Raw genomic sequence first — 13,906 nt, 5'->3', positions numbered from 1 at the left:
GCCCTCAGGTGAAATCATGAATGCCCGTCTCCCCGAAGTCTCGTCGGTGCCCGCCCGCCTTGCGCTGCTGCGCGGCGCCATGGCCCGCGAGGGTCTGGCCGCCTACCTCGTGCCGTCCGCCGATCCCCATTTGTCCGAGTACCTGCCCGAGCGCTGGCAGGCCCGCCGCTGGCTGTCCGGCTTCACGGGTTCGGTCGGCACGCTGGTCGTGACCGCGGATTTCGCGGGGCTGTGGGTCGACAGCCGCTACTGGGTGCAGGCCGACGCCGAGCTGGCCGGCACGGGCGTGCAACTGATGAAGATGACGGGCGGGCAGCAGAGCGCACCGCATGTCGACTGGCTCGCGCAGAACGTGGCGGCGGGCGCGACGGTCGGCGTCGACGGCGCCGTGCTCGGCGTCGCGGCCGCACGCGGGCTGACGGCCGCGCTGCGCGCGCGCGGCATCGCGCTGCGCACCGATCTCGACCTGCTCGACGCGATCTGGCCCGAACGGCCCGGGTTGCCGGCCGACGCCGTGTTCGAGCACGCGGGGCCGCAGGCCGACACGTCGCGCGCGAGCAAGCTGGCCGAGGTGCGCCGCGCGATGCACGCGCAGGGCGCGCAATGGCATTTCGTATCGACGCTGGACGACCTCGCATGGCTGTTCAACCTGCGCGGCGCCGACGTCAACTTCAACCCCGTATTCGTTGCGCACGCAATGATCGGCGCCGATCGCGCGACGCTGTTCATCGCCGACGGCAAGGTGTCGCCGGCGCTGGCCGCGTCGCTCGCGCAGGACGGTGTCGACGTCCGTGCGTACGACGCCGCGCGCGCGTCGCTCGCGGCGCTGCCCGACGGCGCGACGCTGCTGGTCGACCCGCGCCGCGTGACGTTCGGCACGCTCGAAGCCGTGCCGGCCGGCGTGAAGCTTGTCGAGGCCGTGAATCCGTCGACGTTCGCGAAGTCGCGCAAGACGTCCGCCGAGATCGAGCATGTGCGCGTGACGATGGAGCACGATGGCGCCGCGCTCGCGGAATTCTTCGCGTGGTTCGAGCAGGCCGTGAACCGCGAGACGATCACCGAGCTGACGATCGAGGCGCGCCTCACGGCCGCGCGCGCACGTCGCCCCGGCTACGTGTCGCCGAGCTTCGCGACGATCGCCGGCTTCAACGCGAACGGCGCGATGCCGCACTACCACGCGACGCCCGCGTCGCACGCGACAATCGCCGGCGACGGCCTGCTGCTGATCGATTCGGGGGGCCAATACGTCGGCGGTACGACCGACATCACGCGCGTCGTGCCGGTCGGCACCGTCAGCGATCTGCAGCGGCGCGATTTCACGATCGTGCTGAAAGCCATGATGGCGCTGTCGCGCGCACGCTTTCCGCGCGGCATCCGCTCGCCGATGCTCGATGCGATCGCGCGCGCGCCGATGTGGGCAGCCGGGCTCGACTACGGCCACGGCACGGGGCATGGCGTCGGCTACTTCCTGAACGTGCACGAAGGCCCGCAGGTGATCTCGCATTACGCGCCGGCCGAGCCGTACACGGCGATGGAAGAGGGCATGATCACGTCGATCGAGCCGGGCGTGTACCGCCCCGGCCAGTGGGGCGTGCGGATCGAGAACCTGGTCGTGAACCGCGCGGCCGGGCAGACCGAGTTCGGCGATTTCCTCGCGTTCGAGACGCTGACGCTGTGCCCGATCGACACCCGCTGCGTGCTGATCGAAATGTTGCACGACGACGAGCGCGCGTGGCTGAACACCTATCATGCGACGGTGCGCGAGCGCGTCGGCCGGCATCTGGACGGCGACGCCAAAGCGTGGCTCGACGCGCGCACGCAGCCGATCTGAAGCAGCACCTGGAAGCGGCCGGGCGCCGGCCGGACAACAACAGCGAGGGCAACCGATGGCGGACACAGCAGTGATCGTGATCGACATGCAGCGCGGGCTGGTGGAGCGGGCGCAGCCCGCTTACCGCCTCGACGCGGTCGTGTCGGGTATCAACCGGCTGACGGCGGCGGCGCGCGCGGCGAGCGCGCCCGTGTGCTTCGTGCAGCACGACGGCGATGCGGACGACAACATCGTACCCGGCACGCCGGGCTGGGAACTGCAGGCGGGGCTCGTCGTCGGGAACGACGACTGGCGCGTGCGCAAGCAGGTGAGCGACTCGTTTCACGACACGCCGCTCGCGGCGCAGCTCGACCGCCACGGCATCCGTTCGGTGTTGATCTGCGGCTATGCGACCGAGTTCTGCGTCGATTCGGCCGCACGCCGCGCGGCGCTGCTCGGCTACCGGACGACCGTCGTGTCCGACCTGCACACGACGAACGAGCGCACCCACCTGTCGGCCGCGCAGATCGTCGCGCACCACCATTTCATCTGGCAGAACAACTCGCTGTCGGGCAACCCGGTGACGCCGCGCGCGCTCGCGGAAGTCCTTGCGACGGAGTTCGCATGACGATCAAGGCCGTGGTGTTCGATTTCGGCGGCGTGCTGATCGACTGGAGTCCCGAGTACCTTTACCGGGAATTGATCCCCGACGACACCGAACGTCGCTGGTTTCTCACGCACGTCTGCGCGATGGACTGGGTGATTCGCCAGGACGGCGGGCAGACGATCGAGGAAGGCACGGCCGAACTCGTCGCGAAGTATCCCGGGCACGAGGCGTTGATTCGCGCGTTCTATGCCCGCTGGCAGGAGATGATCGGCGGGGTGCTCGACGAAGGCGCGGCGCTGGTCGATCGGCTCGATGCGCAAGGGATGCCGCTGTTCGGGCTGACGAACTGGTCCGCGCAAACCTTTCCGTATGCATGGGACAACTTCCCGGTGCTGCGGCGGTTCAGGGACATCGTCGTGTCGGGGCGCGTGAAGCTCGTGAAGCCCGATCCGGCGATCTACCGCGAGATGCACGCGCGGATCGATCCGCACTTGCCGGGCATTGCGCCTCACGAACTCGTGTTCATCGACGACAACGCGAAGAACGCCGCGGCCGCGACGGCGCTCGGCTGGCACGGCATTCATCACACGAGCGCGGCGGCGACCGAGGCGCGGCTGCGCGAACTGGGCGCGCTCGCCTAGGCGTGCAGGCGGCGCCTGAATGAAAAAAGCGGGCCGAGGCCCGCTTTTTTGTCGTGCCGCTTCCTGACCGAAGCGGCATGTCCCGGCGTCCGGCCCCGCGTGGCGGCGGCGCCGGGTGCCTGCGCCGCTCAGCGGCTGATCGGCTTGTAGCGCAGCCGCTTCGGCTTCGCGGCTTCTTCGCCGAGGCGCGCGCGCTTGTCGGCTTCGTACTCCTGGTAGTTGCCGTCGAAGAACGTGACCTGCGAATCGCCTTCGAACGCGAGGATGTGCGTCGCGATCCGGTCGAGGAACCAGCGATCGTGCGAAATCACCATCACCGAGCCCGCGAATTCGAGCAGCGCGTCTTCCAGCGCGCGCAGCGTTTCGACGTCGAGGTCGTTCGACGGTTCGTCGAGCAGCAGCACGTTGCCGCCGGAGATCAGCGTTTTCGCGAGGTGCAGGCGGCCGCGTTCACCGCCCGACAGGTTGCCGACGATCTTCTGCTGGTCGCCGCCCTTGAAGTTGAAGCGGCCGATGTACGCGCGCGACGGCGTTTCGTACTTGCCCACCGTCAGCACGTCGGCGCCACCCGAGATCTCCTCGAACACTGTCTTCGCGCCGTCGAGCGCATCGCGGCTCTGGTCGACGTATGCGAGCTTCACGGTCGGCCCCATCACGACTTCGCCCGAATCCGGCTGCTCCTTGCCCGTCAGCATGCGGAACAGCGTCGACTTGCCGGCGCCGTTCGGGCCGATGATGCCGACGATCGCGCCGGCCGGAATCTTCAGGTTCAGGTTGTCGATCAGCAGGCGATCGCCGAATGCCTTGCTGACGTTCTTGAACTCGATCACTTCATTGCCGAGGCGGTCGCCGACCGGAATGAAGATTTCCTGCGTCTCGTTGCGCTTCTGGTATTCCTGGCTGTTCAGCTCCTCGAAGCGGGCGATACGCGCCTTCGACTTCGCCTGGCGGCCCTTCGGGTTCTGGCGCACCCACTCCAGTTCCTTCTTGATCGCCTTCTGGCGTGCCGATTCCGACGCCTCTTCCTGCTTCAGGCGCTCTTCCTTCTGGTCGAGCCAGCTGCTGTAGTTGCCCTTCCACGGAATGCCGTGGCCGCGGTCGAGTTCGAGAATCCATTCGGCCGCGTTGTCGAGGAAGTAGCGATCGTGGGTGACCGCGACGACGGTGCCCGGGAAGCGCACCAGGAACTGCTCGAGCCAGTCGACCGATTCGGCGTCGAGGTGGTTGGTCGGTTCGTCGAGCAGCAGCATGTCGGGCTTTTCGAGCAGCAGCTTGCACAGCGCGACGCGGCGCTTTTCACCGCCCGACAGATGCTCGATCTTCGCGTCCCACGACGGCAGGCGCAGTGCGTCGGCGGCCACTTCGAGCTGCTGCTCGGGGCTGCCGCCGTCGCTCGACGCGAGGATTGCCTCGTATTTCGCCTGCTCGGCCGCGAGCGCGTCGAAGTCGGCGTCCGGTTCCGCGTACGCCGCGTAGATTTCCTCGAGCTTCTTGTTGGCCTGGAACAGATCGCCGAGACCTTCCTCGACGGCTTCGCGCACCGTCTTCGTCGGGTCGAGCTGCGGCTCCTGCGGCAGGTAGCCGATGTTCAGGTTCGGCATCGGCGTCGCTTCGCCTTCGATGTCCTTGTCGACGCCCGCCATGATGCGGATCAGCGTCGACTTGCCCGAGCCGTTCAGGCCGAGCACGCCGATCTTCGCGCCGGGAAAGAACGACAGCGAGATGTCCTTCAGGATCTGGCGCTTGGGCGGCACGATCTTGCCGACCCGGTTCATCGTGAAAACGTATTGGGCCATTTGGGTGTGAAAGTCAGAAGTGGTTGAGACCGCCGCGCAGCGCGCGGGCGTGGCGGCGTCGGGTGATTCGGTACGGAGCGTGCCGTGCGCGGCGCGGCGGCGCCGCCGCATGCCGGCGGCGCGAGCGGCTATTGTACTTCGCCGCCGCCTGCCGCTGGCGCGCGGCGGGCATTCGGGCGCGCCGCGTTCACAGCCATGCGGCGACGCCGCCGTGCCCCGAGCACGTGCCGCGCCGGTGGCGGCTGAAGCTGTACGTGCCGTCGCGACAGCGCGCGCTCGCGCCGTCGGGCACACGGCCCGATTTCGAATGCGCGGGCGCATGCACGGGGTCGCCGTCGCGGTTGCGATACGTATCGTGTCGATCCAGGTCGGTTTCGCTGCCGTAGCCGGACGGCGCACGGTAGGCATGCGCGGGAGGCGACAGCGCGGCGCAGGCGACGACGAGCGCGGCGGACAGGGTCGCGATGCGCGTCGCACGGCGGAGCAGGGCGGGCATGGTCTTGCTCGGTCCTCGGTCTGTTGTTGTCGGTGCCGGGCCGCATGTTAGCCGATCGGCCGGTGGCGTGCGCCGCGCGGCGACGTTACGCCGCGCCGGACATCGACGCCGCGCCGTCGGCCTGCGCGGCGTCGAGGATCCAGCGGCGGAACGCGGCGACCTTCGGCCGTTCCGCGTGATGCGGCGGATAGACGAGGTAGTACGCGAAATCGTCGAGCCACGCGACGTCGGCGAGCTGCACCAGCCGACCGCTCGCCAGTTCGCCGCGCACCATCGCGGCCGGCAGCAGTCCGGCGCCCTGGCCGGCGGCGATCGCCTGCAGCAACAGGCCCGAGTCGTCGAACGCGGGCCCGCGCGGCGGGCCGAAATCGTCGATCCGCTGCGCGCCGAACCAGATGTGCCAGCCCTTGCGCTCGGCGTCGTGCAACTGCGGCCAGCCGACCAGATCGGCGGGCGTCGCCGGCATGCCGAGCCGCGCGACGAGTGCGGGCGACGCGAGCGCGACGATCTCCACCGTCAGCAGCCGTTCGCTGCACAGCCCGATGTAGCGGCCGAGGCCGTGACGGATCGCGACATCGACGCCGTCGCGCGAGAAATCCGCAAGCGCGTGACTCGTGACGACCTGCAGGTCGACGTCCGGGCACGCCTGCCGGAACAGCGCGAGGCGCGGTACGAGCCACCCGGATGCAAAGAACGGCGTGACGCTCACCGTCAGCACGCCGCTGTCAGCTGCGCCCGACACGCGCTGCGACGCATCGGCGATCTGCCGGAACGCGTTGCGCACCGGCGGCAGGTAGTCGCGGCCGGCGGCCGTGAGCAGGATGCCGCGGTTCACGCGGGCGAACAGCTGCACGCCGAGATGCGTCTCGAGCGTGCGGATCATCTGGCTCACCGCGCCGGGCGTGACCGACAGCTCCTCGGCGGCGGCCTTCACCGACAGGTGGCGGGCGGCCGCTTCGAAGGCGCGCAACGCGTTGAGCGGCGGCAGGCGGGAACGATTCATTCAGTTTTTCTAAAGCGAAAGTCCGACGAAATATCGTTTGAGACGATGCGTATGCGCGAGTACCGTTGACGAATCGTATCGCAGGCTTCGCGGCTGCGTCGGGCGGCCGAGATGCGATCAACATAGTTCAACTATATCCATGAGGCAATCCGGACGCCGCCCGGCGGCCGGTGGGACCTGAGAGGAGCACCGTCATGAACCGCCCGGGCGCATCGCGCCTCTTTTACGGTTGGTACGTGGTTGCGGCCGCGTTCGCCGTCACGTTCGTCGGATTCGGCAGCGCATACACGTTCAGCGCGTTCGTCGAGTCGCTGCAGCGGGATTTCTCCGCGTCGCGCGGGCAGATCTCGCTCGTGTTTTCGCTCGCCGGCTTCCTGTATTTCGGCTTCGGGATCGTCAGCGGGCCGCTTGCCGATCGTTTCGGCTCGCGGCGCCTTGCCGTGGCCGGCATGCTGCTGACGGCGGCCGGGCTCGCGGCCGCCGGCGCCGCGCACACGCTGCTGCAGGTCTATGTCGCGTACGGTCTTGGCGTCGGTCTCGGCGTCGGCTGCGCGTACGTGCCGGCCGTCGGCGCCGTGCAGCGCTGGTTCGTGCGCCGGCGCGGCTTCGCGTCGGGGCTCGCGGTCGCCGGGATCGGCGTCGGCACGCTGGTGATGCCGCCGCTCGCGTCCGCGCTGATCGCGCATGTCGGCTGGCGCGGCGCCTATTTCACGCTGGCCGTGATCGCGGTCGCGATCGGCGCGGGCATGTCGCTGCTGATCGAGAACGATCCGCGCGGGCGCGGGCTGTTGCCGGACGGAGCGTCGGCGCACGCGCCCGGCGACGGCCGCGCGGCGAGTGCCGCCGGGCGCGACGGAGAGGCTTCGCCGTCCGGTGCGGCGGCGCGCGCGTCGGTTGCCGGGTCGGTGCCGGCTGGCGCGACGGTGCGCGAAGCGGTCGCGTCGCGTCCGTTCGCGAGCCTCTATGCCGCATGCCTGATGTGCTCGTTCGGCGTGTTCGTCCCGTTCGTGCATCTCGTGCCGTACGCGCTCGATCATGGCGTCGCGTCGTCGTCGGCCGTGCTGCTGCTCGGCGCGATCGGCGTCGGCAGCACGGCCGGACGCTTCTTCCTCGGCGGCCTTGCCGACCGCTTCGGCCGCCGCACGTCGCTGCTCGCGATGTTCGCGGGCATGGCCGTTGCGCTCCTCGGATGGGCGGGCGCCGGCACCGTCACGACGCTTGCCGCGTTCGCGCTCGTGTTCGGCGTGTTCTACGGCGGGTGGGTCGCCGTGCTGCCGGCGGTCGTGATGGACTACTTCGGCGGTCGCAACGTGAGCGGGATCATCGGCGTGCTTTATACGAGCGTCGCGTTCGGCACGCTGATCGGGCCGACCGCGGCCGGCTTCATCTACGATGCGGGCGGCGGCTATCTCGTGCCGATCCTGGCCAGTGCCGCCGCGAATGCGATCGCATTCGCGATCGTCGCGACGACGGGACGCGCGTCGACGGCCGCACGCACGGCGCGCGGATAGGCGTGAGTCGCCCGGCGCGCGTTGCGACGGATTCCGGCCCGCGGCCGGATCGTGACTGGCCGGCGGTCGGTCGGGAGGCGCCATGACGTTCGACGAAGTCCGGCAGATCGCACTGGCGTGGCGCGGCGTCGAGGAGGGCACGTCGTACGGCACGCCCGCACTCAAGGTGAGGGGCAAGATGCTCGCGCGGCTGCGGGAAGACGGCGACACGCTCGTCGTGAAGGGTGTCGGCCCCGACGAGCGCGCGTGGCTGATCGAATCGGAACCCGACGTGTATTACGTGACGGATCACTACGTCGGCTGGCCGATCGTGCTGGTGCGGCTGTCGGCCGCCCGTCCGGACGCCGTGAAAAACCTGCTGCTGCGAGAATGGCTGGCCGTCGTCCCTGCCAGGTGGCGCGACGAGATGGCGCGCGGCGCGAACTGACGCGCCGCTCGCGGCTCGCCATCCGGTGTCGCCGGATGCGCGACGCGCGGTTCCCGGATTGGCGAGAACGGGTGCAAGTGTTGCATCGATCGATGTCGATGCAACAAGTGGTTCCATCGAAATTCTTCAATTGGTTCTTAGTGAAGAACCGTTTGATGCTTACACTCCTTCGCTTCGAAGGCGACTGACGAAAGCCGACGGAAAGGGCGCACGCGATGCGCCGGTGCAGCGCGCACCGCATCGCAGCCGCAGCTTCGCAGACTGCATGGCGCCCCCTTCCGGAACGGCCCCCGATCCGGCGCCGCGCCTGCCTCCCGTGCAGGCGCCGCATCCGGCCCGGTTCAAGAACCACAATTCCCGCGCCGCCTTCACGCGATACCCGGCCATACCGGAACCGTTTTTTGGAGAGAGACAGATGAGTGGAAGCAACACAGGCCTCGGTACGGGCCTGAAGCAGCGTCACGTGACGATGATGTCGATTGCCGGCGTGATCGGCGCGGGCCTGTTCGTCGGCTCCGGCCACGCAATCGCGGAAGCCGGCCCGGCATCGATCCTCGCGTATGCGATCGCGGGCGTGCTGGTCGTGCTGGTGATGCGCATGCTCGGCGAGATGGCCGTCGCGCATCCGGACAGCGGTTCGTTCTCCACCTATGCCGATCGCGCGATCGGCCATTGGGCCGGTTTCTCGATCGGCTGGCTGTACTGGTGGTTCTGGGTGCTCGTGATCCCGATCGAGGCGACCGCCGCCGCGACCATCCTCAATGCGTGGTTTCCCGGCGTCGCGACGTGGGCCTTCGCGCTCGGCATCACGCTCGTGCTGACGGTGACCAACCTCTTCTCGGTCAAGAACTACGGCGAATTCGAATTCTGGTTCGCGCTGATCAAGGTCGTCGCGATCGTCGTGTTCCTGTGCATCGGCGGCGCGGCGATCGTCGGCATCGTTCCTGCCCCCGCCGTGTCGGGCGTATCGAATCTGTTCGTGCATGACGGCTTCATGCCGCACGGCGCCGGCGCGGTGCTCGCGGCGATGCTGACGACGATGTTCTCGTTTCTCGGCACCGAAATCGTGACGATCGCGGCCGCCGAATCGGACAATCCGCAACGCCAGATCGTGCGTGCGACCAATTCGGTGATCTGGCGCATCACGCTGTTCTATCTCGGCTCGATCCTCGTCGTCGCGGCCATCGTGCCGTGGAACGACCCGCTGCTGCCGAAGCACGGCTCGTATCAGCGCGCGATGGAGCTGATCGGCGTTCCGAACGCGAAGGCGATCATCGACGTGATCGTGCTGGTATCGGTCGCGAGTTGCCTGAATTCGGCGCTGTACACCGCGTCGCGGATGCTGTTCTCGCTGTCCAGGCGCCAGGACGCGCCCGCGTTCCTGCGTCGCACCGATTCGACCGGCACGCCGCGCGCGGCCGTGCTCGCCTCGACCGCGTTCGGCTTCCTGACCGTGATCGCGAACTACCTGATGCCGGAGCAGGTGTTCGGCTTCCTGCTCGCGACGTCGGGCGCGATCGCACTGCTCGTGTATCTCGTGATCGCGATCTCGCAACTGCGGATGCGCAAGACGCTCGAAGCGGGCGGCGCGGACCTGACGCTGCGGATGTGGCTGTTCCCGTGGCTCACGTGGGCCGTGATCCTGTTCATCTGCGGCACGCTGACCGTGATGCTCGTGAGCGAGGATCACCGGATGGAAGTGGGGGCGACGGCCGTGTTGGCGCTGATCGTGCTGCTGGCGTCGTGGCTGAACAAGCGTGGTCGCGATGCGCAGGCGAGTGAAGGGCGGCGCGTGTCGGCAACGTGATGGCCTGATGCTGCGACGGCGGGCCCGGGCGTCTGCCGTCGGCCGGCGGGGAGCGCCCTGCCAGGATGGATCGCCCGAGCGGCTTCGGGCACTGCATCCGGGAGGGTGGCCGGCAGCGCGTGAGGTTCCGGCACGGGCCGGAATCGTCTACCGTTGTTCCCGTGAGGCGCCGCGAACGTTTCGGGATGTGCGATCGAGCGTGTTCCAGCCCAACAGCACCAGAGCAAGGCTCGTCGCTGCCATGAGTGCGCCTGCGACGGGCACCGACGCGTAGCCGAGACCGTGACCGACGACCGCGCCGCCGAGGCCCGCGCCAAACGCGTTACCGAGATTGAATGCGCCGGCGTTGATCGACGAGGCCAGGCCGGGCGCTTCGGCCGCCATCTGCATCACCCGCGTCTGCATCGGCGGCACGATCGCGAAGCTCGCGATGCCGAACAGCAGGAACCCGGCGATCGCGCCGGCATGGCTCGTCAGCAGCAGCGGCATCGTCGCCAGGATCAGCGTGAGCGCCAGGAGGATGATGCGTGTGGCGCCGACGAGCGTGCGGTCCGCCATGCGTCCGCCGATGACGTTGCCTGCGGTGAAGCCGACGCCGACCACCACGAGCGTGAGCACGACGAAGTCCGGGGACGCCGCCGTCTGGTGTTCCAGCACCGGCGCCATATACGTATAGAGCGTAAACATCGCGGCCGAACCGATCGCCGACGTGGCGATCGTGACGAGCACGGGCGGTTGGGTCAGCACATGCAGCTCTTGCCGTACGTTCGGCGTCTTGCCGGTCTCACCCTCGGGCAACGCCAGCCGCAGCGCCGCCATCGCGAAGACGCCCAGCCCGGCCATGCCGGCGAATGCCGAGCGCCAGTCGACGGCTTGCGCTATCCAGGCGGCCACGGGCACGCCGCCGATGTTGGCGACGGTGAGTCCCGTGAACATCGCCGCAACGGCCCGCGCCTTTCGCCCGTCCGGCGCCACGCTCGCCGCGACGATCGACCCGAGCCCGATAAAGGCGCCGTGATTGAAACTCGTCACGACGCGTGCGACCAGCAACGTCGCGTAGTTCGGCGATAGCGCGGACAGCAGGTTGCCGAGCGTGAACAGTCCCATTGCCAGGATCAAGGCGCTGCGCATGCGCAGGCGGACCAGCGCCAGCGTCATGAGCGGTGCGCTGATCGTGACGCCGATCGCATAGGCGCTCACGATTTGCCCGGCTTCAGGAATCGAGACGCCCACCCCCCGTGCGATATCCGGCAGAAACCCCATCGGCCCGAACTCGGTGGAGCCTATGGCGAACGTGCCGATGGCGAGCGCGAGCAGCGGCCAGTTGACGAGCGAGGCGAGCTTCTCGTGTACCTGCGAATTCACGGTGGTCGAGTCCATCGGTTGGGTCATCCTCGTCGACCGGAGGGCCGATCGGGTTGCCTGCATGCGAGGCGGGACGCCAGTGTGAAATTGTTCCCCTGCGTGGACAAGGCGCTGAAAACGAATATATTGTTCCCATGTGCGAACGTTCCCAGATTACCGATCTCAACCAGTTGCGCGTGTTCGCGGAGGTCGCCCGGACTTCCAGCATCACGGCCGCCGCGCGCCGGCTGGACAAGCCGAAGTCGACGGTCAGCCGCGACGTCGCCAGGCTGGAGCAAAGCCTCGGAACCGTGCTGCTGTCGCGCAACGGACGGCGCCTGGTGCTTACCGAGGCGGGCGAGCTTTTCGCGGAACACGCGGGCCGCATACTGGCGGGAGTCGAGGAGGCGACGGACGCCGTCGCGGCAACGGTTCCCGTTGCGCGCGGCGTCGTCACGGTACAGGCGACCTACTGGCTGGGCCATGCATTGCTCGTGCCGCACCTGGCGTCGTTCATGGACCGCTTCCCGCAGATGAACGTCGATCTCGAGCTGAAGGACTTCGCCAATCTTTCGACCCATGACTGGGATGTCCAGCTCACGGCGGGGGCGCTGGCCGATTCGAGCCACGTGGCGCGACGCATCACCGCGATAACGCTGCGCCTTTACGCCAGCGCCGGGTACGTGTCTCGCCGAGGCGTGCCGACGAAGCTAGGCGATCTCGAGCGGCACGTGATCGTCGACAAGCACTGGACCAACGGAACCTCGCCCTGGCCCGGCGGAGCGGGCACTCGACCGGCGGCCATCAAGCCCAGGCTGGTGGTGAACGACATGATCGCGATCGCCGAAGCGATCCGCGAGGGCGCGGGCATTGGCTGGATGCCGTCGTTTCTTGCCGAACGAACGCCGCAAGCGGAAGCGCTTGTGCCTGTGCTGCCCGATCTGAAGCCGGCCTCGATGCCGGTATTCGCGGTCTTTCCGCGCCGCCGCTCCGCAAGCCCGAAGGTACGGGCGTTCGTCGATTTTCTGGTTGAAGCCTTCGCGGAATGAGGCCTGGACCCGTGCCCGAGCGCGCCGCTATCGCCGGGCGAGCGGCCGCGCTGTGGTCGTGCGGACGGTACGGGCATCCCGACGGCTTTCGCATGGGCCAGCCATCGCCCGGCGGCATCCGGGCGGGTGCCGGACTCATTGGCCCGGAGCGGGGCGCGACGATTCCTCGTTTTGCCCACCCGCGCGGTTCGTGGCCCGGGTCGCTCAGGTCGGCGGATGCGGCTGCACAATAAAAAAAGCCCGCGGAACGCGGGCTTGGCAAGCATCCGGAGGGATCGTGGCGATCCCGGGCGGGATGGCGCTCAGACGTTGAACAGGAAGTTCATCACGTCGCCGTCATGCACGACATATTCCTTGCCTTCCGCGCGCATCTTGCCGGCTTCCTTCGCACCTTGCTCGCCCTTGTACGTGACGTAGTCGTCGAACGCGATCGTCTGCGCGCGGATGAAGCCGCGCTCGAAGTCGGTGTGGATCACGCCGGCCGCTTGCGGTGCCGTGTCGCCGATATGGATCGTCCACGCGCGCACTTCCTTCACGCCCGCGGTGAAATAGGTTTGCAGGCCGAGCAGCTTGAAGCCCGCGCGGATCACGCGGTCGAGGCCCGGCTCCGCCATGCCCATGTCGGCGAGGAACGCTTCCTTGTCGGCATCGTCCAGATCGGCGATTTCCGCCTCGATCGCCGCGCACACGGCGACCACCGGCGCGTTCTCGCTTTCCGCGTACTTGCGGACCGCGTCGAGGTGCGGGTTGTTCTCGAAACCGTCGTCCTTCACGTTGGCCACGTACATGGCCGGCTTCGCGGTGATCAGGCAGAACGGCTTGAGCAGCGCCTCTTCGTCGTCCGACAGCGCGAGGCCGCGCACGGCCTTGCCCTGGTCGAGCTGCGCGCGCACCTTGTCGAGCACCGCGACGAGCTTCGCCGCTTCCTTGTCGTTGCCCGACTTCGCAGCCTTCGAATAGCGCGTGAGCGCCTTCTCGACGGTGCCGAGGTCGGCGAGCGCGAGTTCGGTGTTGATCACTTCGATGTCGTCGATCGGGCTGACCTTGCCGGCGACGTGAATGACGTTCTCGTCCTCGAAGCAGCGCACGACGTGCGTGATCGCATCGGTTTCGCGGATGTTCGCGAGGAACTGGTTGCCGAGGCCTTCACCCTTGCTCGCGCCCGCGACGAGGCCCGCGATGTCGACGAATTCGACGACGGCCGGCACGACGCGCTCCGGCTTGACGATCTCGGAGAGCGCCTTCAGGCGCGTATCGGGCACTTCGACGATGCCGACGTTCGGCTCGATCGTGCAGAACGGGTAGTTCTCGGCGGCGATGCCGGCCTTGGTCAGCGCATTGAACAGGGTGGACTTGCCGACGTTGGGCAAGCCGACGATGCCGCATTTGAGACTCATGGAATCCTTCGGACGGGT

Annotated in this window: 12 protein-coding genes; 7 read left to right on the top strand and 5 right to left on the bottom strand. The window is 68.2% G+C overall.

Translation table 11 applies throughout. The annotated features are described in order from the left end of the window. Positions 1-16: 16 nt before the first annotated feature. From GQ56_RS0123315 to GQ56_RS0123305, 3 genes are read left to right on the top strand one after another with little or no spacing between them, the layout of a single operon-like run. On the top strand, positions 17-1,831 hold the full coding sequence (locus GQ56_RS0123315) for an aminopeptidase P family protein (RefSeq protein ID WP_031400937.1): 1,815 nt from the start codon (positions 17-19) through the stop codon (positions 1,829-1,831). A 55-nt stretch (positions 1,832-1,886) separates the two neighbouring features. Further along, positions 1,887-2,438, top strand: coding sequence for a cysteine hydrolase family protein (locus GQ56_RS0123310; protein ID WP_031400936.1), 552 nt, complete (start codon positions 1,887-1,889; stop codon positions 2,436-2,438). Then, positions 2,435-3,058 carry an HAD family hydrolase gene (locus tag GQ56_RS0123305; protein ID WP_031400935.1) on the top strand — a complete coding sequence of 208 codons (624 nt, stop codon included), beginning with the start codon at positions 2,435-2,437 and terminating at the stop codon, positions 3,056-3,058. Before GQ56_RS0123310 ends, GQ56_RS0123305 begins: the two co-directional genes overlap by 4 nt. A gap of 128 nt (positions 3,059-3,186) precedes the next feature. Here GQ56_RS0123305 and ettA read toward each other — a convergent pair whose 3' ends face one another. The 3 genes from ettA to gcvA form a co-directional block, all read right to left on the bottom strand. Next, positions 3,187-4,854: an energy-dependent translational throttle protein EttA gene (ettA, locus tag GQ56_RS0123300; RefSeq protein WP_031400934.1), complete on the bottom strand. Its 1,668-nt coding sequence runs from the start codon at positions 4,852-4,854 to the stop codon at positions 3,187-3,189. 187 nt (positions 4,855-5,041) lie between these two features. Further along, complete coding sequence (locus GQ56_RS0123295; RefSeq protein ID WP_031400933.1) at positions 5,042-5,350, bottom strand: DUF3761 domain-containing protein; 309 nt, start codon at positions 5,348-5,350, stop codon at positions 5,042-5,044. 85 nt (positions 5,351-5,435) lie between these two features. Further along, a complete protein-coding gene (gene gcvA, locus GQ56_RS0123290) occupies positions 5,436-6,353 on the bottom strand; it encodes a transcriptional regulator GcvA (RefSeq protein ID WP_031400932.1) in 918 nt (305 codons plus the stop codon). 194 nt (positions 6,354-6,547) lie between these two features. On the opposite strand from gcvA, the gene GQ56_RS0123285 reads away from it, so the two are divergent. The 3 genes from GQ56_RS0123285 to gabP all read left to right on the top strand — a co-directional run bounded on the left by GQ56_RS0123285 (position 6,548) and on the right by gabP (position 10,098). Next, positions 6,548-7,864: an MFS transporter gene (locus GQ56_RS0123285; protein WP_031400931.1), complete on the top strand. Its 1,317-nt coding sequence runs from the start codon at positions 6,548-6,550 to the stop codon at positions 7,862-7,864. Between the two features lie 82 nt (positions 7,865-7,946). Beyond that, positions 7,947-8,291, top strand: a complete 345-nt coding sequence (locus GQ56_RS0123280) for an MmcQ/YjbR family DNA-binding protein (protein WP_031400930.1) — start codon at positions 7,947-7,949, stop codon at positions 8,289-8,291. A 415-nt stretch (positions 8,292-8,706) separates the two neighbouring features. Next, a complete protein-coding gene (gene gabP / locus GQ56_RS0123275) occupies positions 8,707-10,098 on the top strand; it encodes a GABA permease (protein ID WP_031400929.1) in 1,392 nt (463 codons plus the stop codon). Between the two features lie 147 nt (positions 10,099-10,245). Here gabP and GQ56_RS0123270 read toward each other — a convergent pair whose 3' ends face one another. Further along, a complete protein-coding gene (locus tag GQ56_RS0123270; protein ID WP_043301607.1) occupies positions 10,246-11,478 on the bottom strand; it encodes an MFS transporter in 1,233 nt (410 codons plus the stop codon). Positions 11,479-11,597: 119 nt separating this feature from the next. On the opposite strand from GQ56_RS0123270, the gene GQ56_RS0123265 reads away from it, so the two are divergent. After that, positions 11,598-12,491, top strand: coding sequence for a LysR family transcriptional regulator (locus tag GQ56_RS0123265; protein WP_031400927.1), 894 nt, complete (start codon positions 11,598-11,600; stop codon positions 12,489-12,491). 302 nt (positions 12,492-12,793) lie between these two features. On the opposite strand, the gene ychF is transcribed toward GQ56_RS0123265, so the two are convergent. Then, positions 12,794-13,888: a redox-regulated ATPase YchF gene (gene ychF, locus GQ56_RS0123260; RefSeq protein WP_031400926.1), complete on the bottom strand. Its 1,095-nt coding sequence runs from the start codon at positions 13,886-13,888 to the stop codon at positions 12,794-12,796. Positions 13,889-13,906: the final 18 nt, after the last annotated feature.

Source organism: Burkholderia paludis (assembly GCF_000732615.1).
Taxonomy (GTDB): Bacteria; Pseudomonadota; Gammaproteobacteria; order Burkholderiales; family Burkholderiaceae; genus Burkholderia; species Burkholderia paludis.
The sequence above is the reverse complement of the archived record's forward strand: the minus strand, read 5'-3'. Positions and strand labels throughout refer to the sequence as shown.

What these genes read in the sequence shown, in the direction of transcription:
- GQ56_RS0123315 (WP_031400937.1), top strand. Translation starts at nt 17, where the DNA reads ATGAATGCCCGTCTCCCCGAAGTCTCGTCGGTGCCCGCCCGCCTTGCG.
- GQ56_RS0123310 (WP_031400936.1), top strand. Translation starts at nt 1,887, where the DNA reads ATGGCGGACACAGCAGTGATCGTGATCGACATGCAGCGCGGGCTGGTG.
- GQ56_RS0123305 (WP_031400935.1), top strand. Translation starts at nt 2,435, where the DNA reads ATGACGATCAAGGCCGTGGTGTTCGATTTCGGCGGCGTGCTGATCGAC.
- ettA (WP_031400934.1), bottom strand. Translation starts at nt 4,854, where the DNA reads ATGGCCCAATACGTTTTCACGATGAACCGGGTCGGCAAGATCGTGCCG.
- GQ56_RS0123295 (WP_031400933.1), bottom strand. Translation starts at nt 5,350, where the DNA reads ATGCCCGCCCTGCTCCGCCGTGCGACGCGCATCGCGACCCTGTCCGCC.
- gcvA (WP_031400932.1), bottom strand. Translation starts at nt 6,353, where the DNA reads ATGAATCGTTCCCGCCTGCCGCCGCTCAACGCGTTGCGCGCCTTCGAA.
- GQ56_RS0123285 (WP_031400931.1), top strand. Translation starts at nt 6,548, where the DNA reads ATGAACCGCCCGGGCGCATCGCGCCTCTTTTACGGTTGGTACGTGGTT.
- GQ56_RS0123280 (WP_031400930.1), top strand. Translation starts at nt 7,947, where the DNA reads ATGACGTTCGACGAAGTCCGGCAGATCGCACTGGCGTGGCGCGGCGTC.
- gabP (WP_031400929.1), top strand. Translation starts at nt 8,707, where the DNA reads ATGAGTGGAAGCAACACAGGCCTCGGTACGGGCCTGAAGCAGCGTCAC.
- GQ56_RS0123270 (WP_043301607.1), bottom strand. Translation starts at nt 11,478, where the DNA reads ATGGACTCGACCACCGTGAATTCGCAGGTACACGAGAAGCTCGCCTCG.
- GQ56_RS0123265 (WP_031400927.1), top strand. Translation starts at nt 11,598, where the DNA reads ATGTGCGAACGTTCCCAGATTACCGATCTCAACCAGTTGCGCGTGTTC.
- ychF (WP_031400926.1), bottom strand. Translation starts at nt 13,888, where the DNA reads ATGAGTCTCAAATGCGGCATCGTCGGCTTGCCCAACGTCGGCAAGTCC.